The organism is Rhodococcus sp. AZ1, assembly GCF_054979605.1.
Map to the genome: position 1 here is coordinate 137164 of NZ_JBUEQF010000009.1, position 23068 is coordinate 160231.

Here is a 23068-nt window from a genome sequence, read left to right on the forward strand (position 1 = left end):
GTGTGCCGTCACCATCGAGCCCACGTGCTGCCGTAGCCCCGGGTGAACGCTCCGCAGTGCCCACCGTCGCGGGTATCCCCGCGTGGGCAGCCGTTCTGGTCGCCGTCGGAGCCACTGCACTGGGCATCGTGATCGACGCCGTGCGAGGTGGTGAACTGACCTCGGTGTTCGCGGTTCTGTACGTCCTGGGTTGCGTGGCGGCCGTGGTGGCCGTGCGACACCGAGGTCTGTTCACAGCGATGGTGCAGCCGCCGCTGATCCTGTTCGTCGCCGTGCCGGTGGCGTATCAGCTGATCACCGACGACTCCGGAACCTCCCTCAAGGACATCGTGCTGAACGTCGCGATTCCGCTGGTCAACCGTTTCCCGCTCATGGTGGTGGCCACCGTGCTAACACTGATCATCGGCGGGGCGCGGTTCTACTTCGATCAGCGCCAGGGCGAGGTGCGCGCGCACAGTGCGCGCACACGTCAGCGCCCCTCCACCGCCGATTCCGGGCGTATGCGGGCCACCGGGGCCGAGCCCCGGCAGTCGCAGCCGCGTTCCTACACCCCTCTGCGAGACTCCGACCGACCGCGCGGATCCGACCGTGCGCGAGGATCCGATGGTTCGACCACGCGTGGGCGCCGCCCGGCCGTGGAGCCACCAATCCCGCATTACCCGCGCCCCGAACCCTTCGCGGGGCGGGCCACCCCGTACTCCGATTCCCGGCGACCCGATCTGCGGAGCCGCGAGTCCGATCCGGCCCGTGGTCGGCCCGACAGCCCCCGAATCGAGCCGTACCCGCCTCCGCGGGTGCGCTACCGCGACCGCGACTGAGGCGAGCCGGTCAGCTCTCGGCGCGCAGCTCGCGGGGTAGCGCGAACACGAGGGTCTCGTTGGCTGTGGTCACCGACTGCACCGTGCCGAACCCGTGTTCGGCGAGCAGATCGATCACCCCGCGAACGAGGATCTCGGGCACCGACGCGCCCGAGGTGATTCCGACGGTCCGCACACCCTCGAGCCAGGCCGGGTCGACCTCTCGGGCGTAGTCGACCAGGTACGCCGCGCGGGCACCGGCCCCCAGAGCCACCTCGACCAGGCGCACCGAGTTCGAGGAGTTGCGCGAGCCCACCACGATCACCAGGTCGCATTCGGGGGCCATGGCCTTGACCGCCACCTGACGGTTCTGGGTGGCGTAGCAGATGTCGTCACTGGGCGGGTCCTGCAGGGTGGGGAATCGCTCCCGCAGACGCGCGACGGTCTCCATCGTCTCGTCCACGCTGAGGGTGGTCTGGGAGAGCCACACCACCTTCGACGGGTCCCGCACGGTCACCGCGTCGACCGACTCCGGGCCGTCCACGAGTTGCACGTGGTCGGGAGCCTCGCCGGCGGTGCCCTCGACCTCCTCGTGACCCTCGTGGCCGATGAGCAGGATGTCGTAGTCGTCGCGGGCGAAGCGCTTGGCCTCCTGGTGAACCTTGGTCACCAGTGGGCAGGTGGCGTCGATGGTGCGCAGGTTCCGCTCGGCTGCGGAGGCGTGCACCGCGGGCGAGACGCCGTGGGCGGAGAACACCAGCAGCGACCCCTCGGGCACCTCGTCGGTCTCGTCGACGAACACGGCGCCGCGCTCGGCCAGGGTGTCCACCACGTGCCGGTTGTGCACGATCTCCTTGCGGACGTACACGGGGGCACCGTGCTTGTCGAGGGCCTTCTCCACGGTCTCGACGGCGCGGTCGACACCCGCGCAGTAGCCGCGAGGCTCGGCGAGGAGGATTCGCTTGTCCCCGCGGTAGGGCACGTCGGACCCGGACGAGTGCGCAATTCCGACATTGAGAGGCACGGCAGAGGACATGCGCCCAGGATACGTGTGCACTCGCCCAGCACGTCGGCTACCCAAAACCGCACCCCTCCTGGCATGGTGGTGCCATGATTCGACCCCCGTTCGCCGCGCGCGTCGCCCTCGGCCTGGTTGTGGTGGTGGTCGACGAGGCCCGTCGCCTGCCGTCCACGGCCGTGTCCCTGCCCATGACGGCCGTGAGCCAGGTGCTGCAGAACGCGATGCGGTTCCAGCAGACCATCACCGAACTCGCGATCAAGGGCGACGAGGTGATCTCGCTGATCTCGTCCTCCGCCGAGGAGAGCCCGAGTTGGGCCACCTTCGACGACGACGATGCGGTCACCTCCGGGAAATCGGAGGCCACCCTGCGCCCGGTCCCCTCCCGCTTCGACAGCATCGACGACGCCGATCTCGACAACACTGACCTCGGTAACACTGCGCTGGACCACGCCGGAACCTCCGACGCCGAACCGGCCGACTCCGGCGCCGGTCCAGCACCCGCACCGGTCAAGAAGGCCGCCGCCCGTAAGGCATCGGCGCCGAACGCGGCCGCACCGTCCAGCGAGGGCGCGGCCGGCCGGTTCGCGCTCTACTCCACCCCGCCCGAGGCCCCCGCCCCTGCCCGCAAGCGCAAGGCGAAGGCGAAGCCGCCGGAGATCGCCGAGTACCTCGATTACGACTCGCTGACCCTCGCGCAGCTGCGTGCGCGCCTTCGCACCCTCTCGCTCGAGGAACTCACCACACTGCTCGCCTACGAGGACGCCTCGTCCGCGCGTGCGCCGTTCCAGACCATGCTGGCCAACCGGATCACGACCGCCCGCGCCAAGTGACCCAACCCAGTACGGCCGAGCAGCCGTGGCCCGTGCGCACCGTGGCGATGAAGGTCTCCGGGTGGATCGACCGACTCGGCAGTGTGTGGGTGGAGGGCCAGATCACTCAGATCAGCCTGCGATCGGGAGCGCGGACGGCGTACATGGTGCTGCGCGATCCGTCGGTGGACATGTCGCTGCAGGCGCGGTGCAGCGCCGCGGTGGTCGAGAGTGCGCCGGTTCCGCTCGTCGAGGGAACCCGGGTGATCATGTACGGCAAGCTCGACTACTACGTCGGGCGCGGCTCGATCTCGTTGAACGTCACCCAGATTCGCGCGGTCGGGATCGGTGAGCTGTTGGCGCGGATCGAACGGCTGCGCTCGTTGCTGGCCGCGGAGGGGCTCTTCGACCCCCGACTCAAGCGCCCCCTTCCCTTCCTCCCCCGCCGCGTGGGGCTGATCACCGCGCGTGCGAGCGCCGCCGAGCGGGACGTGCTCTCGGTGGCCCGAGAGCGTTGGCCCGCAGTGCAGTTCGAGGTGCGCCACACCACCGTGCAGGGGCCCACCGCGGCGGCCGGGTTGATGGCGGCGCTGGCGGAACTCGACGCCGATCCGGCGGTGGACGTGATCGTGATGGCCCGCGGCGGTGGGTCGGTGGAGGATCTGCTGCCCTTCTCCGACGAAGCCCTGTGCCGCGCCATCGTCGCTGCCACGACCCCGGTGATCAGCGCTATCGGCCACGAGCCGGACAGCCCGCTGTGCGATCACGTGGCCGACGTGCGCGCCGCCACCCCCACCGATGCGGCCAAACGCGTGGTGCCCGACGCCCGCGCGGAACTCGCCTTCGTCGCAGAGTCACGCGCGAGACTGACTGCCGCCCTGCGCAACTGGGTCAGCCGCGAGTCTCGCACCATCGAGATGCTCCGTCACAGGCCCGTGCTGTCCGATCCCCTGGCGGGCGTGGCTCGACGGTCCGGCGAGGTGGCCGAGAGCCTTCGGGTGATTCGACGCGACATCGGCCGCGAGGTGGCCAAGCAGGAGCACGCCATCGACGGGTACCGGGCACGTCTGGCCACGCTCGGTCCCGCCGCGACGCTCGCCCGCGGGTATGCCGTCGTGCAGAAGGTGGTTCCGGGTGCCGATCCGCAGGTGGTGCGGTCGGTGGCGGACGCCCCGCCGGGAACATCGCTGCGCATCCGGGTGGCCGACGGTTCCATCACCGCCGCGGCCATGGGTCGCTCGAACTGAGAGGACTGCTGTGACGGAGAAGAAGATCGAGGAGCTCGACTACGAGTCCGCGCGCGACGAACTGGTCGACGTGGTGAAGGTTCTCGAGCAGGGAGGGCTGGATCTCGACGCGTCGCTGGCCCTGTGGGAGCGCGGTGAGGCACTGGCGGCGCGATGCGAGGAGCACCTGGCGGGCGCGCGGGCTCGAATCGAAAGGGCGCTCACAGCGAACGAGTGAGCGCACAGGCGCTGCGAACGAGTGAACGCAGCGCTACATCGCCGAGGCGCTCGCCGCGGCGGCGGCGAGGGTGGTGAACTGCTCCGGCGTGCCCGAGCCGGTGACGGCCAGCCGCACCGTGCCCAGATCGGCAACCCAGATCGGTTCGACGCCGTCGCCGCCGTACACCACCCAGGTGCGGGCGCCGACCTGTTCGGCTCCGGTGGCCGTGCGCTGGTCGCCGGCGATGAAGCGAACGACGTCCTGCTCGGTCGCGTCGGACTGCCCCAGGGACACGAAGGAGCCGGTATCGGTGACGAAGCCCACCGTGCTGATCTGCGTGTTCCCGGTCACTCCCTTGCGGGTGGCGGAGTTGGGGATCCACGACTGCGGTACCGCGGGTTCACGGATGGGGAAGGCCAGGATGTCGGCATCCGCTCGAAGCGTGGCGGACAGGTCGATACGCGGGACCTGCCCCTGACGTGGGCCTCCCGCGCTGAGCGAGCACTGGCCGGCGATCGCCGCGATGGCCAGGCACGCCAGGACCAGAGGGATCAGCGACCACACCATGTCCTTGGTGCTCTGCTGGATCCTCGGTTTCTTCTCCGCCACCACTCCACTATGACACTCGGGGGAAACCACCCCGCCGACACTCGGGGGAAACCACCCCGCCGACACTCCGGGGAAACCACCCCCGCCGCGCCGGTGCGCGCAACCTGCGCAATCGCTCTCGCGTCGGCAATGAGAGTATGCACGCAGTGTCCGCCACGGCCGTCCGGCCTCTCAGCGTGAGGAAATGCATCAGCCATGACATCGACCCCGGACTCCCGCACCCACATGGCTCCCGACCGCAACCTTGCCCTCGAACTGGTTCGCGTCACCGAAGCCGGTGCCCTCGCGTCCGGCCGGTGGGTGGGTCGAGGCGACAAGGAGGGTGGCGACGGCGCCGCGGTGGACGCGATGCGGCAGCTGGTCAGCTCGGTCTCGATGCGCGGTGTCGTGGTGATCGGTGAGGGCGAGAAGGACGAGGCCCCCATGCTCTACAACGGCGAGGAGGTGGGCAACGGCAACGGTCCCGATGTCGACTTCGCCGTCGACCCCGTCGACGGGACCACGCTGATGGCCAAGGGCATGCCCAACGCCATCTCGGTGCTGGCCGTCGCCGAGCGCGGCGCCATGTTCGACCCGTCCGCGGTGTTCTACATGGAGAAGATCGCGGTGGGCCCCGACTACGCCGACTTCATCGACATCACCGCTCCCGTCGCGGTCAACATCGAACGCATCGCCAAGATCAAGAAGGGCTCGGCGTCCGATGTGACGGTGTGTGTCCTCGATCGCCCCCGCCACGCGAGTCTGATGCAGGAGATTCGCGATACCGGCGCCCGCATTCGCCTGATCTCCGACGGCGATGTCGCCGGTGCCATCGCGGCCGCCCGCCCCGATTCGGGCACCGACCTCCTCATCGGCATCGGCGGCACCCCCGAGGGCATCATCGCCGCGTGCGCCATGCGCTGTCTGGGCGGCGCGCTGCAGGGTCGCCTGGCGCCCACCGACGACGCCGAGCGGCAGAAGGCGATCGACGCCGGTCACGACCTAGACCGTGTTCTGCTCACCGAGGACCTGGTCTCCGGCGAGAACGTCTTCTTCACCGCCACCGGGGTCACCGACGGCGATCTGCTGCGCGGTGTGCGCTACGCCGGCGGCGGCGCGTACACCCAGTCGATCGTGATGCGCTCGAAGTCCGGGACCGTGCGCATGATCGACGCCTACCACCGCATCGACAAGCTGCGCGAGTACTCGTCGGTGGACTTCGACGGCGACGCCGGAGCGGCACCCTCCTTCTGATACGACCACCCGGACCGATACGACCACCCGGAACACCCCAACGAGAAAGCGGATGCGACACATGACCGGCTCGGAGCAGCAGTACCGGATCGAACACGACACGATGGGCGAGGTGAAGGTGCCCGTCGACGCGCTGTGGCGGGCGCAGACCCAGCGTGCGGTGGAGAACTTCCCGATCTCCGGACGTGGGCTCGAGCGCACCCAGATTCGCGCAATGGGTCTGCTCAAGGCCGCGTGCGCGCAGGTGAACAAAGATCTCGGGCTGCTCGACGCCGACAGGGCCGACGCGATCATCGCCGCGGCCACCGAGATCGCCGACGGCAAGCACGACGATCAGTTCCCCATCGACGTATTCCAGACCGGCTCGGGCACCAGCTCGAACATGAACGCCAACGAGGTGATCGCGTCCATCGCCAAGAACAACGGCGTGGAGGTCCATCCCAACGATCACGTGAACATGTCGCAGTCGTCCAACGACACCTTCCCCACGGCAACCCACGTTGCCGCCACGGAAGCGGCCGTCACCTCCCTGGTACCGGCTCTGCAGCACCTGCACACCGCACTCGCCGCGAAGGCCACCGAGTGGAAGACCGTGGTCAAGTCCGGCCGCACGCACCTGATGGACGCCGTGCCGGTCACCCTGGGCCAGGAGTTCGGCGGCTACGCCCGCCAGATCGAGGCCGGCATCGAGCGCGTGCAGGCCACGCTCCCCCGTCTCGGTGAGCTGCCCATCGGCGGCACCGCCGTCGGCACGGGCCTGAACGCTCCCGACGGCTTCGGCGCGAAAGTTGTTGCGGAACTGGTCAAGTCCACCGGCGTCGACGCCCTGGTCCCGGCCAAGGACTCCTTCGAGGCTCAGGCTGCCCGCGACGGTCTGGTCGAGGCCTCGGGCGCCCTGCGCACCATCGCGGTCTCGCTCACCAAGATCGCCAACGACGTGCGCTGGATGGGCTCCGGTCCCCTCACCGGTCTCGGCGAGATTGCGCTCCCCGATCTGCAGCCCGGCAGTTCCATCATGCCCGGCAAGGTCAATCCCGTTCTCCCCGAGGCTGTTACGCAGGTCGCGGCCCAGGTGATCGGCAACGACGCCGCCGTGGCGTTCGGTGGCGCGTCGGGTGCGTTCGAGCTGAACGTGTACATCCCGATGATGGCCCGCAACGTGCTCGAGTCGTTCACGCTGCTCGCCAACGTCTCGGTTCTGTTCGCCGACAAGTGCATCAGCGGACTCACGGCCAACGTCGAGCACCTGAGGACCCTCGCCGAGTCCTCCCCGTCCATCGTCACGCCGCTGAACTCGGCGATCGGCTACGAGGAGGCCGCCGCTGTGGCCAAGCAAGCGCTGAAGGAGAAGAAGACCATCCGCCAGACCGTCATCGACCGCGGGTTGATCGGCGACGCCCTCACCGAGGCCGAGCTCGACAAGCGCCTCGACGTGCTGGCCATGGCGAAGGTGAAGGACAGCTAGCGAGACCGCGGCGACTGGCGACGAACAGCGGCGACAAGCGACAGATAAATGGAACCGCTCGAGCCGATGCGTCCCGTCGCTTCCGATCCCGTGCGGCCCACGCCGTTAGTGCGACGTGCCGAGTCGGTGTTGATCGCGGTTATCGGCGTTGCGCTGGGGGCCTTCGTCACCCTGAGTGGTGCCGCGGTGGCCACCAAGTTCGGTGTGTCGCTTGGAGCTTTGTTCGCGGTTCTACTCATGGCGTACGCGGTACGGCGCCACAACACAGGCGCTGCCCGCAGCAGCAGAACGCGGGAAGACCCCCCCCCGCCTCCACCGAGGTGCCCTAACCGTGTCACCAACCTCATGAACCGCAACAGCGGTAGCGGTTCACGGCGTTGCGAACACTCGAGTAGTACGCACCGGTCGACTGGATCGAGTCGATAATGCACAGCGTCAGGCTGTCCGGATATCCGTCGGGCTGGAACCACTCGGACTGTGGACCGAGCCGTTCCCGGCACGCGTCCGCAAGTGCGTCGACATCCGATCCCTCCGCCACGCTGTCCCCTCTCACCCGGCGACAGATCTCAAAGGGGTACGACAGACCCGGTGGCGACCATTCCAGGCAAGAATACCGACCGGCATGCGCCGGTGTTCGAGTTCGAATCTGAGAACACGGGTAGGTCCATCCACAGCCAACGCCAGTATTGGCGACGTAAGGCGCTGCAAGCTCTCGTCGACGACGCCGAGGAGAGTGGCCTCTACGACGTTCCCGCAGAGGATTACCACGAGGCCATACGCACTGCTCGCCGCGAGATCGCTGAGGAGCGCACGAGGTAATGACGGATTCCTCGAAGCCCTCTTCGCCTCTGGCGCACAGGGTTTCGTCCGCAAAATCGCGCCCGATCTCGAATCAGGCACTCAAGCAGGCGACGCACCCTGAACCGCACAGGTTCGTGCCATGGTTTCACTTTCCTGAGCGGAGCGTCCGGACACGCCGGTGCGGTTCACTGTCGGCAAAGTATGTCGGTGGGCTCCTGTAGACAGGCCGCACCAACCAAGGAGGCAGGTCGGATGACCACGGAGATCACCCTCGAACACAACGCGCTCGTGCTCGGCCCGGCGCGCATCACGTTTCTGCGCACGCTGCGGATACCCGAGGACGGAATACATCCGCTGCCGCCGGGTTTCGGTGCGTTCCCTGTCCGGCGGGTCGGGGACTTCCCGCGCACCGTGCCGGCGGAGTGGCTCCAGACCGGCGGTGTGATGATCCCGATCTATCAGCGAGAAGCAATGTGGATGAACTTCGAGTCATCTGAACCGGCAGCGTTGCAAGTCGGGATCGGGAGGGTGTGCGCGGTCAGCGGTGGCGAATGGGCCGACACGTTGACCAGTGAGCCGCAGAATTACTGCGCTCTCCCGGCCCAGCCGTGGCTGGACGGAATCAATGCCGGCGATGGATTCATCCGGCAGTTCGTGGCGGCGCCGTTGGGCCAGGACCTGACCGTCAAAGGCCAGGTGACCGGCTCCGAGACGCACGGCGGCGTGCAACTCCGTGCCGTCGGGCTCACCGAAGCGGCGTTGGCCGAGTGGAACGCGCCCCCGCCGGCGGATGAGTTCGGCGACCCGGGTGACTTCAGCGATGCGGCCTTCTGTCTTGCAAGTCCTCCGAGCATGGGGCTCGGAGCAGGCGGACGGATGACCCAGGAGATCTTCAACGACGACCGGCCCGTGTCCGACTACGACGAAGGACGTGTGTGGGCCGTGCAGGTACACCTGTGCTCGGCAGACCAGTGGACCGAGATCACCGGCGAACCCGCCCCGGCCACGCCGATCGATTGCGACCGGTACATCGAGGCCGGGCTGCCCTGGTACGACTACTACGACGCCGACGGCCACGACATCGCGCCCAGCGAGGTGCTCGAGAATGTGACTCCGATGGGCGAGCTGTTGGGTGAGCAGCCCGGCGAATCGACCCCTGTTCCGGAGGGGTCGGTGATCAAGCTTTCGAAGGGTTCGGCTTCTCACAACATCTAAAGCGGCATGAGGAAGTTGTTGAGCGCGAGCCGTTCTGGCCGATCATCCTCGGCCGACGCTCGCCCGCGCAAGGGGCTCGCTGCAGGAACTGGTGACATCTGATGTGGCTTGCCCGAGGGGGCGGCCTGGAAGGATGTCGTGGTGCCGAAGCCGTATCCGCAGGAGTTCCGCGATGACGTGGTCGCGATCGCTCGGGGCCGCGAGCCGGGGGTGACCCTCGAGCAGATCGCGGCCGACGTCGGGGTTCACCCGATGACGTTGTCGAAGTGACTGCGCCAGGCTCGTATCGATGAGGGCGAGCGACCCGGTGCCAGCCGTGAGGAGCAGGCCGAGACCCGCGAGCTGCGCAAGCGGGTGCGGCTGTTGGAACAGGAGAACGAGGTCCTGCGCCGGGCAGCCGCCTACCTCTCGCAGGCAAATCTGAAGCTGGGTGGCTCCCCGCAATGAAGTACCCGCTCGTCGCCGAGCTTGCCGAAGCGGGTGTCCCGGTCGCGGTCGCATGCCGTGTCCTCGAGCTCGCCCGACAGCCCTACCACCGGTGGGCGGCTCGTCCGGTCGGCCCGGCCGCGCAGCTGCGCGCCCACCGCGTCGCAGCGCTGACCGCAGCCCATGTCGATGACCCGACCGCCGGTTACCGGGTCCTGGCCGATGACGCCCGCCGCGCCGGGACCCCGATGGCGTACCGGACCGCGTGACGGCTGTGCTCGACGAATGGGCCGTGGTCCTCCTACGGCAAGCCGAAGAACGGCAACAAGCACAAGACGAGCGACGACCTCCCGGCCCACGAGGACCACGTCACGCGCCTGTTCACCACCACCGCCCCGAACCGGCTGTGGCTGATGGACATCACCGAACACAAGGCCCAAAGGATTCCAGCCCTGGAAGGCACGCTGTCCTGCTGCGCGATCTACGGACGCCTACTCCAACCGGATCGTGGGCTACTCCATCCAGTCACCGATGAAGGCCCGCATCGTGGTCGACGCGATCAAGCACGCAGTGGCCCGCCGACAGAAGGGAAGCCGCAGACGTCGCCGGCTGCATCCTGCACTCCGACCGGGGCCCTCAGATGAGAGCTCACGCCGCTCTACGGGCGCTGCGTCGCCATGACCTGGTCGGCTCGATGGGCAAGATCGGCTCCGCCGGCGACAACGCCGCGATGGAGTCGTTCCTCTCCATCCTTCAACGCACGGTCCTCGACACCCGCCGCACCTGGCAGACCCGCCAAGACCTCCGGCTGGCCATCATGACCTGGATCGAACGCGACCACCACCGACGACTACGCCAAGACCGCCCGGGCCGATTGACCCCCATCGAGTACGAGACCGAGATGACCGCTGCCTAACCCACCCGAACTGTCACCAGTTCCTGCAGCGAGCCCCTCGATGAGATCGTGCGTGACGGTGCTCGGCAGATGCTCGCCGCTGCGCTGCGGGCTGAGGTCGCCGCCTGTATCGACCAGTTCGCTGATCAGGTTGATGACAACGGGCACCGGCTGGTGGTCCGCAACGGCTATCACCACGAACGTGAGGTGATGACCGCCGCCGGTGCGGTCGCGGTGACAGCCCCGCGAGTCAACGACAAGCGTGTCGACCCCGACACTGTTGAGCGTCAGAAGTTTTCGTCGAAGATCCTGCCCGCGTGGGCACGCAAGGGCCCGGAGATCTCCGCGGTGCTGCCGTTGCTGTATCTGCATGGACTGTCCTCCGGTGATTTCGGGCCCGCGCTCGAGCAGTTCCTGGGGTCGTGCGCCGGGCTGTCGGCTGCCACGATCACCAGGCTGACCAGCCAGTGGCAGAAAGAAGCTGCCGCCTTCACCGACCGCGACATCACCGCCGATTATGTGTACATGTGGGTCGACGGCATCCACCTCAAAGTGCGTCTCGAGCAGGAGAAACTCTGTTTGTTGGTGATGATTGGGGTCCGCGTCGACGGACGTAAGGAGTTGATCGCCCTGGCTGATGGATATCGGGAATCAACCGAGTCCTGGGCTGATCTGCTGCGCTCGTGCAAACGCCGCGGCATGACGGCGCCGGCCCTGGCCGTCGGGGATGGCGCGCTCGGGTTCTGGGCCGCGATCCGGGAGGTGTTCCCTGAACCACGTGAGCAACGCTGCTGATTCCACAAACAAGCCAATGCGCTTGCCGCACTACCGAAATCAGCGCACCCCAACGCCATCAAAGCGATGCAGGGAATCTACAACACCGAAGACGAGTCCCGTGCCCGGGCCGCGATCACCGCCTTCGAGAAAGCCTACGGCGCGAAGTATCCGAAAGCCGTGGCCAAGATCGTCGATGACGCCGACGTGTTGCTCGAGTTCTACCGATACCCAGCCAAACACTGGATACACCTGCGCACCACCAATCCGATTGAGTCCACCTTCGCGACCGTACGGCTACGGACCAAGGTCACCAAAGGCCCCGGATCCCGCGCGGCCGGCCTCGCGATGGCCTACAAGCTCATCGAGGCCGCAGAGGCGAAATGGCGGGCGGTCAACGCGCCGCACCTGGTGAAACTGGTCCGCAACGGCGCCACCTTCGACAAGGGCATACTCGTCGAAACCACAGCCACCTCAACTACCGAGGAGGCCGCCTGAACTCCGCTCATCCACAGGTCTTGACAATATCTCCCGGGCGGTCCTGACGCGGCACGTCCGGTGCGCTTCCGCGACAGTGCGCGGCGTTCACGCGCCGACAGCCCGCCCTACACCCCGAAGCGTTCAACGTGGGTGAGGGCGTACTCGTAGACCTGCCCATGTTTACACAAAGGAGCGGTAACGGCTTGAAAATGTTGTTTTTATCACTAAGTTTAGAGCACGGGTGGATCAGATCGATTCGTCCGACTCGCGAAGATTGGAGTGCAACATGAGTGATGCATTAAACCTTGATGTGCAGGTCAGTGCGGTCGATGCAGCCCCGGCTGCCTTCACGATCTCGTTGATCACGAAGACGCCGGTGTGCACGAAGACGACGTGCAAGTGCACCACGGTGGGTGCCTGTACCGCGGGGTGCTCGTTCTGACCCGGTAACAGGTTCACGCGCCTGTGGTGCCACACGTCAACGACGTCCAAACGTGTGGCACTACCTCTGCTCCAGGGTGGGGTGCGGCTGACGAGTCGGCATCCCACCCCCAATCGAAGGGTTCAACGCGATTGACCATCCCTGCCATCACCTGGTTCGGAGCGGTGAACACCGTGATCGCTGATCGCGCATGGAGCGCCGCAGAGCGGATCGCTGGTCGGCTCTGCGACGTCGACAGCGTTGCCGCGATGGCGACGCGCGCAGCTAAGCAATCTTCTCACGTGCATGAATGGTATCCACCTGCGCTGTCGCATGGACACGCCGGCCTAGCGGTGCTGCACGCGGAGTGCGCACGGGTCACCGGCGATGCCACGTCGGTCGAAGTAGCCCGCAACATGATGTCCGAAGCGGTGCGGTGGACCTCGGTTGTTCCGCTGAGTACCAGTACGGCTTTTGTGGGCACCGCTGGGATGGCGATCGCAGCGGGAACGCTGGGGGCACTCGACGAGCGCTACCTGCCCCTCCACCACCGTTTACTCCGCCAGACGGGCGAGGCATTGTCCCGAGAAGTCTCGGCATCGGCGGGTGCCGCCTACAGTGAGTCGCGGTATGACGTTGTGACCGGCGCCTCGTCCGCGCTCACCGTCCTCCGTGCGCAGCACGCACCGCTACCAGACAGCGATATCCCCGCCCGCGCAGACGTTGACGCAGTCCTCGCCGTGCTGCGGGTTCCCCATGGTCGTGGCGTGCAGGTCGATGACGACACTTCATCACTCGGACGCGGCCCAACCATCGACCTGGGCTATGCGCACGGCTACCCGGGACTGCTCACCGCTGCGGCCATGGGGTCCTCCACTGAGCCTGCGGGTGCGCGCGACGACCTCGCCCGGTGCTACGACTGGCTCCTCCGCCAAGCGCGCCCGCGTTCCGACGGACTGCTGTTCTGGCCCAACTTCATCCACACCGACACCAGACAATCCTTGGCCTCGCAAACTGAACCGCAGCTCGGCTGGTGTTACGGATCTCCGGGCTGCCTCATAGCCGCCGAGGCATGTCACCATGTTCTGCACCGCGGCAGCGACCAGGAGCGGGCTGCCCACGACGAGCACATTCACTCACTGCTCAAGATGGTCGCCGAACCCGAAAGCCGCCACATCGCACCCACCCTCTGTCACGGCACTGCTGGTGTATTGCTTGTTCTCCTGGTCGTATCGGCCGGGCGCGTGGCTCTACGAGACGCACTGCGTCCCACTATTGAGCTGCTTCTCGAGCGACTGATCGACAGTGTCGAGCCCACCCTGCCTCTCGCCGTGCACGACGTGGACAGTACACACCAACCCGTCGACGACCCGTCGATTCTCAACGGCGCCGCCGGCGTAGCCCTAACCCTTCTCGCCGCCATCTGCCGGCACCGGCCGCTATGGATCGACGCCTTCGCTCCATCGCCGTTGACCACACCGCAGCAGGGAGAACTCTCATGACTATGGGCTGCTACACGCCCGGGCGCATCTTTCTCCTACGCGCGTCAACAATCTCCGTCGGACAGGCGCACGCGATCTCCGACAGTAATGATCCACTGACGATCCTGCGCAATACACCCCTGGCACACACCGCGCTCATGATCGCCAGCACCTCCATCGACGCGGCGACCACGCACAGCACTACAGCTCACCAGGATCGCAGGCTCGGTGACACGGTACGTCGCTACGCCTCTCGCGTCGTGACCCGAGCGACCCCGTTCGGGCTCACCGCAGGAATTGCCCTTGGATCGGTCTCGCGAGACAACGATACGAGCTCATCGATCATGCTCGATGACCACGTCATTGATCGGGTGTCTGTTGCACCAGATCCGCAGTTGCTCTACACACTCGCCCAATCCCGAGACGCCGCCGCAGGTACGGACACGGTGTATGCCAATCCGACGGTGGCGTGGACTGCGGCAGCGGCATACTTTCAGCGTCCCGGACCGACCCCGTCTCGTAAGTCCGAAACTATTCGGGTGGCCGCCACCCCGGCTGTGCGCAGCATCGTTGACCATTGTCGGATACCAGCCCCCCTCGACCAGGTCATTGCACACATCGCCGAGAAGTTCTCGACCACTCGCAGCGACGCTGCGACGTTCGTCAACAGCCTCATCACCCAGGGCATGCTCCTGCGTGAAGTTCCTACACCGAGACAACGCCTGGACACCCTGGCCACGGCACTGACCCCTCACCATCACGCTGAGGCCGAAATGCGCACCTACAGCATCGATGAAACGACTGACCTGCCCGAGGTGTTGAGCACGATCCGCGCGCACGTACGCGTCATCCGCGACAACACGCCCACCACGAACACACCGCAGGTAGCGGTCTACGCCGACTGCACTCTCGCGACCACCGATGCAACCTTGTCTGCGAGTGCGGCCCGCCGGGTCGCCACGGCCAGCGACATCTTGCTCACCATCGCTACGCTCCGCCCAGGCCACAACGAAATTCTGCGCCGCTATCGCGACGCCTTCGACGATCGCTACGGCGCCAATAGCCTCGTCCCCATAGTGCAGCTCCTGAGCGAACACAGCGGCGGACTGGGTCCCCCCGAGTCCTACCTCCACCCGCTGCGCCAATCGCCTTACAGCGGACCCATCGCTCCCATCACCGACCCGTCGCCCTGGACGATGGCGGCCGCCGATCTTGCCGGCCGCGGCGACGGGGGAACCGTCGATGTGCTCGACGGCTGGCTCGACCACTGGGCAGAGCGCCGAGACCCCCGGGAGAAGGAGCTGGCCTGGTACCCCTACCTCGATGTGTTTTTCGAACTCGACACCGCCGAAAAGCCCATTTTTCGTGAAGACGCCATCGCCTACGGCGGCCGATCCACCGGCCGCTTCGCCCACCTGCTCACCAGGCCATTCGCCGACGCACTGATCGACTACTGCCGACTCGAAGAGAGTCACCTCGACGCCGAGGCGCTACATGCAGAAGCCATCTACCAACCCACCTCCGACCGCGCCATCAACATCGTTGCCGCGCCACACCACCGCAGGTACGAAATACCCATCGACACCAACGGCTCTCACACCCTGCCGGCGATCGAGCTCGCAGACATCTACGTCGGCTCCACGGGGTCACGACTGTTTCTGTGGTCTGGTGTTCACGACCGGCGACTGTTCGTCCACCAGAACCACATGCTCAACCCGCTGCTCGCGCCGAATATTGCGCGGTTCATGCTCGAGGTCTCCCACGACGGCTACGCCGAGCCCTCCGGCTTCTCGTGGCCCACTGACCTCGCCGGGATAAGACGTCTCCCCCGAGTGACCGCCGGAGACGCAATTCTGCGGCGCCGCCAAGTCACCCTCCCCTCCGCAGTGACCGACCGCCGCCGCGACCCGAGGGCGCGACTGCAACAGATTGACGCGATCGCCACTGCCGGCGAATTCCACGGTGACTTCGTGACAGTCGCGTCGGCCGATTCACGATTCACTGTGCGCCGCGACGATGCCCCAGCGCTCTTGCAAGCCGCTGAGCGGCTGCACAAGTCCTCCGCAGAGCCGGCCGGGTGGGTCTGGCTCGAGGAGAACCTCGACACCACCACATCACCCACAGTGACCAACTGCAACCATCGGCACCGGTACAAACACGAACTGGTCCTCCCAGTAACAGCGACCCCACCCCGGCCGACCACGCCACTTCTGCACTTGCCCACCGTGACGGAAGGGTGTCGGCAATCCCAGTCGATCAACATCGACGCAATCGGCGAACAATGGCGTTCGCTGCACATCTACAGCCCCCCGCAGGACCACCCTTCGCTGCTTGACGCGCTGGCCAACGGGCCGCTTACCGACCTCGTTGAGCGTGGCATTGTCGATCACTGGTTCTACATTCGCTACATCGACAGCGGCGGCCATCACCTGCGGATACGCCTACACCTACCTGACGACGCACAACGCGACCACGCGGTCGGCGAAGTCCGTGCGCACCTTGCGCGCACCACGCCATCACCCTGCGTGGATACTCCTGCGTTCCGCCCCGAGCACCACCGCTACGGCGGGCAAGCGACCTGGGCCGGCGCGGTCAAGGTCTTCGCTGCGAGCAGCTACCTCGCGGTCGCGCTACTCAACTGCACCCCACTCACCACCCTGGCCTCCGAAGTCGGACACGACACCGCCACGCGGCTGGCCTGCCTGGCCAGTACCGCGCCACTCATCGACGCGATCGGAGCACACGGGGCCGCCTTCGCATTCGACCCCACCACCGAGACCACCCCGACCAGCCACACACGACAACTCTTGCGTGGCCACGGGCCCGTACTGGCCGAACTGCTGCGGCCCTGGGACCGCATACCAGATAACGCCGGCACCGCCCTGCACCACTGGCTCACCGAACACAGCGCGCATCTCGTCGATAGCGCGCGGCACCTCAACGCCACGCTGACCCAGGAACCCACCACCGCGCCCCCCGACGACATCCGCGGAAGCATTATCCACATGCACGTCAACCGCATCATCGGTGTCGACCGAGACGCGGAGAACAGTGTCTATGCGCTCATCGCTCACCTCACCCGCACCTTGAAAGGTCGCCCCGACGCATGATCGACGCCACCACCGATGCCACCTCACCCAGCGCGCGGCACCGCGCCGCGGTGTGGTGGCGCATTGTCGTACTCATCTGGCGCATCAGCCCGATCCGAACTCTGTTACTGGTGGCGACAACGGTGATCACCGGAATCGTCCCCGCCATTCAAGTGGCCGTCATCGCCGGCGCAGTAGGCACGGTCGCGGCGTTGGCCACCGGTGCACAGGACTCCACCCAGCCGCTGATGGGGTGGGCGGTCGCGCTAGTCACGGTCAGCATCGTTGCCCACCTCGCCGGCTCAGCTAACCAGTACCTCAACCAGATACTGCGTCTACGCCTGTCGTTCGCCATCAGCACTTTGGTCATGGACAAGGGCGCGAGCTTCGAACTGGCCGACTTCGAGAACGCCGACACCTACGACCAGCTGCAACGCGCCTTCCAAGAAGCAAACGGTGCCCGCGTCCACCAACTGTTCGACGACAGCATCAACGTCGCCCGCGAAGCCATCACCGTCATATCAGTTGCCGGAGTGATCATCTCCTGGAACTGGTGGATCGGGATCATCGTCCTACTCTCCCCGATCCCCAGCGCGATCGCGCAAATACAGTTCGGTCAGAACATGTTCGCCCTGGAGTACGCCCGCGCCGAGCAGCGGCGCGAGCAGCTCTACTACCAACAGCTCACCACCACAGACCTGAGCTTCAAAGAGGTGCGGCTATTCCGCCTCGCAGACGCCTTCCGCGCCCGATACAGGACGCTGGTCCAACGGTTCCTCGCCCAGGACTCCGCCACCACCAGCCGTCACATGGGCCGTTACGCCGCCCTGGGGCTCATCAGCGTCCTGGCCGCCGGTGGCGCCGCCATTGCCGCACTGTTCAATGCCTCCAACTCCGCGGATGCTGTAGGACAGCTCACCGGCTACCTGCAAGCCATCACTATCGTGCAGGCATCCATGGGTGCCATCTTCTTTGGCTTCGCCACGGTGCTCGAAAGCGGCCTATTCGTATCCAATCTCTTCCGCCTCCTCGACACCTCCCCAACGACCCTGCCCCAGGGCACCCGGCACGCTCCGCACACCGCACCCACCATCGAATTTCGCGACGTGTCGTTTCGCTACCCCAACACCGACGCCGACGCCCTCCGCAACGTCTCCTTCACCATTCCCGCGGGACAATCCGTAGCCTTCGTCGGCGCTAACGGATCGGGCAAAACCACCGTCGTCAAACTCCTGTCCCGGCTCTACGAACCCACCGCAGGCACAATCCTCATTGACCACGTCCCCATCCAGGACTACGACCGACACTCCCTCTATCAACAGCTGGGGGTCATCTTCCAAGACTTCGTGCGCTACGAATTATCGGTCTCTGACAACATCGGATTCGGCGCGATCGAACGCCTCGACGAGCGCGACGCACAACACGCCGCTGCACGCGACGCTGGATTCGACATCGCGACTCCCGGACACGGCATCACCCTCGACGACCGTCTGGGCCGCCGGTTCTCGGGCGGAAAGCAACTATCCGGCGGGCAATGGCAGCGACTCGCCCTCGCCCGCGCCGTATTCTCGCACGCCCCCCTGGTCATCCTCGACGAGCCAACCGCCGCCCTCGACCCGCTCGCCGAAGAGCAGTTCTTCGCCCAGTTCGACACCAACTTCGCCACAGCAACGCGAATCTTCGTCTCGCACCGCTTTTCCTCGGTACGGCGCGCCATGCACATCCTGGTCTTCGACAGAGGCGAACTCATCGAACACGGCGACCACGACACCCTCGCACACGACGCCGGCGGACACTACGCCCGCATGTTTGAACAACAAGCCCGCAACTACCGCTAGGACCAATCCGCGTGAGTATCACCGCATCCGTCATGCTTCCCGGGATGCCCAGTACACGAACAGATCTCGACGGCATCAGTGACGCTCTCGCCGCAACGGGCTACCGCGGGCGGCTATGGAGTGGGCATTCCTTCCGAATCAGTCACTGGCAGGCATTTTCTTACCTTTCCGCCCGCCATCCCCACCTCAGCTTCGGCACAGCAGTATCGGTGTACCCCGCCGACACACCCACCGCGGTCGCGGCGCACGCGCACTCGCTGAGCGCGCTCTCGGCCGAACCACCGATCATCGGCATCGGCCACGGCCACCCCGACCTCATCGCGCACTGGCACACCATCGCAGGCCACACCGGGCCAGCACCACGCGGCGCAGACGCGGTGCGCGACTTCGCCCGCGCAGTGCATACCGAATATGAGTACCTCTACTCTGCCGACACGCGGCCCTACACGCTGGGTTTCGGGGTAATGCGCACACACATGGCACGTGTCGCCGGCAAATGCGCCGACGCCGCGATCACTGTGCTCTGCCCACCCCACTATCTCGCCGAGGTGCTCGCACCAGCGCTACTGGCCGGCGCCGCTGGACGCGCCGCTCCACCGCGACTCGTCATCATCGTCTACGCGTTCGACTCCAGCTGCGGCATCGCGGTTGACCCCGACAGGCTAATCCTCGACTCCGTCGGTGCGCACCTTGCCTCGCCCCACTACAGCGCGATGCTTGTCAACGCTGGTCTCGACGTCGCACCTACGCAGCCGTATTCATCCATCCGCGCAGTTCGAGCGGCCGGGCTAGTCCACGTCGGGACACCCAACAACGTCGCCGCAGACATACTGGCCGCATACGGGCACCTAAGCGCCGATGGCGTCGACATCGAACTCGTCATCAACACCGCAGGGCGTCTGGCCACCCACGGCTTCGCCGACACACTGGCTGAAGCTCTGCGCATCCACGCTGCGCTCACCCACACCACAGCGACCACACAAAGCACGCCCTACGTCTGACCAGCCCCATTGACCAACGCCTCCACGAATGCACCAAACCCGTGCATCGCACCGCAGCCAAACGCCGCCGCAAGCGTCACGCCCACCGCCGACTCCGTAGCCGTAGGCGTCTGCGCACCATCGTCAAAGAACTCGACCTGATCGTCGGCATTGATGAAGTACCTGGCCAACTCCGCCCCGCCGCGTGACAACGCACTCTCATCATCAGTCACTGGACCGAACACATAATCTGCGCCGCAGTACTCAAACGCCACCCGAAATGACCGCCGCGACAATCGGCCTTTGCCCGCCGACAGTGGCACCACATCTCCATTGACCGTCAGCTCCAGCTCGCCGGCCTCACGCGTACCAATCGGTACCCCCGATCGCATACGATCACCCGCGACCCGACGCACCACCGCGCCAGCATCAGCCGCTGCCGCCGCACCAATCTGGCCATCGGCCACGCGCACGCCAATGCTGCGGTTCTGACCGTCTACCACCGAATACTTGAGAGCTTCAGCCACACCACCATGCTAACAACGCATTCCCCGCCCACATACTGACAACGAGCATGAGCCTTCGTCGACGCTCTGAATGAACCGTCCTGGATCTGGTGGAGACCGTGATCTCGCCAGGAGAATGCCGGTATGGCTGCACCACGGAAGTACGACGAGACGTCGCGATAGCGGGCGGTGGGCATGTACCGCGACCGCCTCGCCGAGGGTGATTCGAAACTCGGTGCCCGCAAGCATGTCGGGGCGTTGCTCGATATCAATCCCGCGACGTTGCGGAACTGGGTCGACAAGGGCGTTCCAGTCGGCTCGGCCGGTGATGTCGAGCCTGATCCCGATGTGGCGGGCGAGGCGGCGAGGTTGCGTCGGGAGAACGCCGAGTTACGCAGGGCCAATCAGATTGTGAAGACTGCGTCGGCGTTTTTCGCCGCGGCGGAGGTCGACCGCCGACTCCCGGTGATCGTCGAGTACATCGACGCTCACCGGGAAGAGTTCGGGGTCGACCCGATCTGCCGGGTGCTCACCGAGCACGAGGTGCAGATCGCCGGAGTCCACCTGTTACGCCGTCAAGAACCGCGGCCGCGTTTCGGCGGCGGCGCTGTGCGAGGCCTACGCCGCGAACACCGTGCACGACCTGTACACGGCCAACCGGGGCCTCTATGGGGTCCGAAAGATGTGGCATGCGATGTAACGCGCTGGTCACGACGTCGGGCGTGACCAGGTCGGGCGGCTCATGGCGATCTGCGGCGCAGCCGGCGTGGTGCGCGGCAAGCGCCGCACAGTCACCACGCAGCGCGATGATCGGGTGCCGCGGCACCCGGATCTGATCGACCGGCAGTGGAATGCTCCGACCCGCCCGGATCAGTGGTGGGTCGCTGACTTCACCTACTGCTGGACGTTGTCGGGGTCCGTCTACACCGCGTTCGTCGTCGACGTGTACTCCCGGCGGATCCTCGGCTGGCGAGTGATGACGACCAAGGCCACACCGTTGGTTTCTGGTGTGCTCGAGCAGGCCCTGTTCACCCGTCGCAGACACGACTTCGCCTTCACTGCAACAGGATTGGTACACCACTCCGATGCTGGATCGCAGGGCGGATTCAACCTGTCGTCGCAACACCGCGTCGTGGTGCCGACTCTAGCTGCTCTGCAAGCACTTCCGCTGGCGTTCTCCATCCGAGCGCTTTGCGAGGCCGGTTGTTCAGTGCGGTGGCAACCGCCTGAATCTGCCGATACTCGTAGCGAGCGAGATCGGTTCCTTTCGGGAAGTACTGCCGAAGCAATCCATTGGTGTTCTCGTTCGTACCGCGTTGCCAGGGGCTGTACGGGTCGCAGAAGTACACCCTGGTTCCCGTCGCCGCGGTCAGCTCGGCATGCCGGGCGAGTTCCTTCCCGCGATCCCACGTCACTGACCTGCGCAGATGTGCCGGGAGCGGCGACAGCACGGCCGCGAGTGCATCGCGGACCGACTCCGATCCGTAGCCGGAGAGCGCCGGCCCGTTCTTGATCGGCTGCGCCGCTCCGTATCCGTCCTTTCGCGGTAGATGCAGCAGTATGGTGAACCTGCTCGTTCGGTCGACCAGGGTGCCGACCGCAGACCGATTGAGCCCGATGATCAGATCGCCCTCCCAGTGCCCGGGAATAGTGCGGTCGTTGACCTCCTCGGGGCGCGCAGCCAGTGTCACCTCGTCGGTGATGAAACCGGTGCGCAGCTTCTTCGCCCGTGCTCGCGGTTTCCGTAACGCCCGCCCGGTCCGTAGACACGCGACAAGGTCCCGTTCGAGCGCGCCTCGGCCCTCGATGTAGAGCGCTTGGTAAATCGCTTCGTGCGAGATGCGCATCGAGTCGTCGTCGGGAAAGTCAACATGCAACCGGTTCGAAATCTGCTCCGGACTCCACGCGTTCGCCCATCTTCGATCCGCTCGCCGTGGCTTGTTTCGGCCCTTCCACGCGGTGGCCGGGCCGACGACGTCACCGTTGTCGTCACACAACACACCGGACAGCTTGTCTTGGACGTAACGTCGGAGCCGTTCGTTGACAACCAGTTTCGCGGTTTTCGGTCGTCGGGCGGCGAGATCGGATTTCCACTGCGCCACCGACGCACGGTAGTCCAGTTTTCCATTTCGGGTGGCGGCGTTGCGGCGGACCTCCCGCGAGATCGTCGATGGTGACCGCCCGAGCCTGTCGGCGATCGCACGCATGCTCATTCCCTCGGCTCGCATCACAGCGATGTCTTCGCGCTCGGAGAACGACAGATATCTCCCCGACATCGGGGCCAGATCGAGGGTCGGCATCCCGCCAGCATTGCGGAACCACCGCGAGCCCACCGGACCCGACACGCCGACCGCGACCGCCGCGTCCTCACTGGTGAGCCCTCGCGCGATCTGGGTCCAGAACGCTCTCTCGAGATCCCGGCGCACAGGCGGTCGTCCCGGCGAGACCATCACCGCGCGCCCCGTCAGCGCCGCTGCCCATCCCGGTGCTCGTCCCATCGAAAACCCCTCCGCCGCTTGGGGTGGTGCGTCGACCGGTTGAACCTGGTCAGTACACGGCGATCGCGTTCGGGCAACATTTGGCGCAGGAGGGCATCGCGGCGTCGATCGGAACGGTCGGCGATAGCTACGACAATGCCCTCGCCGAATCGGTGAACGCCGACTACAAGAACGAGCTCGTCGACAACGGCCCTCGGTACCCCGGAGTCGCGGAATTGTCGTTGGCCACCGCACAGTGGGTCGCGTTCTACAACCGCGAACGCCCCCACAGCTACTGCCATGAC

The 23068-nt window shown here is 66.1% G+C and carries 15 protein-coding genes, 4 pseudogenes and 1 other annotated feature; of the genes and pseudogenes, 15 read left to right on the forward strand and 4 right to left on the reverse strand.

The window, feature by feature from the left end:
- Nucleotides 1-2: 2 nt before the first annotated feature.
- Complete coding sequence (locus ACY48E_RS12980; protein WP_462872613.1) at nucleotides 3-818, forward strand: DUF6542 domain-containing protein; 816 nt, start codon at nucleotides 3-5, stop codon at nucleotides 816-818.
- Between the two features lie 10 nt (nucleotides 819-828).
- Here the strand turns inward: ACY48E_RS12980 and ACY48E_RS12985 are convergent, their stop codons facing one another.
- Complete coding sequence (locus tag ACY48E_RS12985; protein ID WP_462872614.1) at nucleotides 829-1833, reverse strand: 4-hydroxy-3-methylbut-2-enyl diphosphate reductase; 1005 nt, start codon at nucleotides 1831-1833, stop codon at nucleotides 829-831.
- A 74-nt stretch (nucleotides 1834-1907) separates the two neighbouring features.
- On the opposite strand from ACY48E_RS12985, the gene ACY48E_RS12990 reads away from it, so the two are divergent.
- From ACY48E_RS12990 to ACY48E_RS13000, 3 genes are read left to right on the forward strand one after another with little or no spacing between them, the layout of a single operon-like run.
- Nucleotides 1908-2648, forward strand: a complete 741-nt coding sequence (locus ACY48E_RS12990) for a lipid droplet-associated protein (RefSeq protein ID WP_462872615.1) — start codon at nucleotides 1908-1910, stop codon at nucleotides 2646-2648.
- 47 nt (nucleotides 2649-2695) lie between these two features.
- On the forward strand, nucleotides 2696-3874 hold the full coding sequence (gene xseA, locus ACY48E_RS12995; protein ID WP_462872649.1) for an exodeoxyribonuclease VII large subunit: 1179 nt from the start codon (nucleotides 2696-2698) through the stop codon (nucleotides 3872-3874).
- Nucleotides 3875-3884: 10 nt separating this feature from the next.
- Nucleotides 3885-4091: an exodeoxyribonuclease VII small subunit gene (locus ACY48E_RS13000; RefSeq protein ID WP_462872617.1), complete on the forward strand. Its 207-nt coding sequence runs from the start codon at nucleotides 3885-3887 to the stop codon at nucleotides 4089-4091.
- 33 nt (nucleotides 4092-4124) lie between these two features.
- On the opposite strand, the gene ACY48E_RS13005 is transcribed toward ACY48E_RS13000, so the two are convergent.
- A complete protein-coding gene (locus ACY48E_RS13005; RefSeq protein WP_462872618.1) occupies nucleotides 4125-4682 on the reverse strand; it encodes a DUF4245 domain-containing protein in 558 nt (185 codons plus the stop codon).
- 195 nt (nucleotides 4683-4877) lie between these two features.
- Here ACY48E_RS13005 and glpX point away from each other — a divergent pair, with 195 nt between their 5' ends.
- The 9 genes and pseudogenes from glpX (at nucleotide 4878) to ACY48E_RS13050 (ending at nucleotide 19801) form a co-directional block, all read left to right on the forward strand.
- On the forward strand, nucleotides 4878-5915 hold the full coding sequence (glpX, locus tag ACY48E_RS13010) for a class II fructose-bisphosphatase (protein ID WP_462872619.1): 1038 nt from the start codon (nucleotides 4878-4880) through the stop codon (nucleotides 5913-5915).
- Nucleotides 5916-5976: 61 nt separating this feature from the next.
- Nucleotides 5977-7380: a class II fumarate hydratase gene (locus tag ACY48E_RS13015; RefSeq protein ID WP_462872620.1), complete on the forward strand. Its 1404-nt coding sequence runs from the start codon at nucleotides 5977-5979 to the stop codon at nucleotides 7378-7380.
- Nucleotides 7381-8433: 1053 nt separating this feature from the next.
- Nucleotides 8434-9396 (forward strand): hypothetical protein, encoded by a 963-nt coding sequence (locus ACY48E_RS13020; protein ID WP_462872621.1) that lies wholly within the window; start codon nucleotides 8434-8436, stop codon nucleotides 9394-9396.
- A gap of 141 nt (nucleotides 9397-9537) precedes the next feature.
- A pseudogene (locus ACY48E_RS13025) lies at nucleotides 9538-10738 on the forward strand (IS3 family transposase).
- Nucleotides 10739-10774: 36 nt separating this feature from the next.
- Nucleotides 10775-11989, forward strand: a pseudogene (locus tag ACY48E_RS13030) (IS256 family transposase); the annotation flags it as partial.
- Nucleotides 11990-12544: 555 nt separating this feature from the next.
- Complete coding sequence (locus ACY48E_RS13035) at nucleotides 12545-13894, forward strand: lanthionine synthetase LanC family protein (RefSeq protein ID WP_462872622.1); 1350 nt, start codon at nucleotides 12545-12547, stop codon at nucleotides 13892-13894.
- Nucleotides 13895-13896: 2 nt separating this feature from the next.
- On the forward strand, nucleotides 13897-16983 hold the full coding sequence (locus tag ACY48E_RS13040) for a thiopeptide-type bacteriocin biosynthesis protein (RefSeq protein WP_462872623.1): 3087 nt from the start codon (nucleotides 13897-13899) through the stop codon (nucleotides 16981-16983).
- A complete protein-coding gene (locus ACY48E_RS13045; protein WP_462872624.1) occupies nucleotides 16980-18800 on the forward strand; it encodes an ABC transporter ATP-binding protein in 1821 nt (606 codons plus the stop codon). Before ACY48E_RS13040 ends, ACY48E_RS13045 begins: the two co-directional genes overlap by 4 nt.
- Before the next feature lie 44 nt (nucleotides 18801-18844).
- A complete protein-coding gene (locus ACY48E_RS13050) occupies nucleotides 18845-19801 on the forward strand; it encodes an LLM class flavin-dependent oxidoreductase (protein WP_462872625.1) in 957 nt (318 codons plus the stop codon).
- Here ACY48E_RS13050 and ACY48E_RS13055 read toward each other — a convergent pair.
- On the reverse strand, nucleotides 19792-20307 hold the full coding sequence (locus tag ACY48E_RS13055) for a hypothetical protein (RefSeq protein WP_462872626.1): 516 nt from the start codon (nucleotides 20305-20307) through the stop codon (nucleotides 19792-19794). The genes ACY48E_RS13050 and ACY48E_RS13055 overlap by 10 nt on opposite strands.
- Before the next feature lie 174 nt (nucleotides 20308-20481).
- On the opposite strand from ACY48E_RS13055, the pseudogene ACY48E_RS13060 reads away from it, so the two are divergent.
- A pseudogene (locus ACY48E_RS13060) lies at nucleotides 20482-21385 on the forward strand (IS3 family transposase); the annotation flags it as partial.
- Nucleotides 20712-20842, forward strand: a sequence feature (AL1L pseudoknot). (Overlaps the previous pseudogene by 131 nt.)
- Before the next feature lie 7 nt (nucleotides 21386-21392).
- Here the strand turns inward: ACY48E_RS13060 and ACY48E_RS13065 are convergent.
- A complete protein-coding gene (locus ACY48E_RS13065) occupies nucleotides 21393-22784 on the reverse strand; it encodes an IS30 family transposase (protein ID WP_462872627.1) in 1392 nt (463 codons plus the stop codon).
- A gap of 60 nt (nucleotides 22785-22844) precedes the next feature.
- On the opposite strand from ACY48E_RS13065, the pseudogene ACY48E_RS13070 reads away from it, so the two are divergent.
- Nucleotides 22845-23062 (forward strand): annotated as a pseudogene (locus tag ACY48E_RS13070) (integrase core domain-containing protein); the annotation flags it as partial.
- Between the last annotated feature and the right edge of the window lie 6 nt (nucleotides 23063-23068).

Excerpts from the sequence above, each read along its gene's own strand:
- ACY48E_RS12985 (WP_462872614.1), bottom strand. The coding sequence starts at position 1,833 with ATGTCCTCTGCCGTGCCTCTCAATGTCGGAATTGCGCACTCGTCCGGG.
- ACY48E_RS12990 (WP_462872615.1), top strand. The coding sequence starts at position 1,908 with ATGATTCGACCCCCGTTCGCCGCGCGCGTCGCCCTCGGCCTGGTTGTG.
- xseA (WP_462872649.1), top strand. The coding sequence starts at position 2,696 with ATGAAGGTCTCCGGGTGGATCGACCGACTCGGCAGTGTGTGGGTGGAG.
- glpX (WP_462872619.1), top strand. The coding sequence starts at position 4,878 with ATGACATCGACCCCGGACTCCCGCACCCACATGGCTCCCGACCGCAAC.
- ACY48E_RS13015 (WP_462872620.1), top strand. The coding sequence starts at position 5,977 with ATGACCGGCTCGGAGCAGCAGTACCGGATCGAACACGACACGATGGGC.
- ACY48E_RS13020 (WP_462872621.1), top strand. The coding sequence starts at position 8,434 with ATGACCACGGAGATCACCCTCGAACACAACGCGCTCGTGCTCGGCCCG.
- ACY48E_RS13040 (WP_462872623.1), top strand. The coding sequence starts at position 13,897 with ATGGGCTGCTACACGCCCGGGCGCATCTTTCTCCTACGCGCGTCAACA.
- ACY48E_RS13045 (WP_462872624.1), top strand. The coding sequence starts at position 16,980 with ATGATCGACGCCACCACCGATGCCACCTCACCCAGCGCGCGGCACCGC.
- ACY48E_RS13050 (WP_462872625.1), top strand. The coding sequence starts at position 18,845 with ATGCCCAGTACACGAACAGATCTCGACGGCATCAGTGACGCTCTCGCC.
- ACY48E_RS13065 (WP_462872627.1), bottom strand. The coding sequence starts at position 22,784 with ATGGGACGAGCACCGGGATGGGCAGCGGCGCTGACGGGGCGCGCGGTG.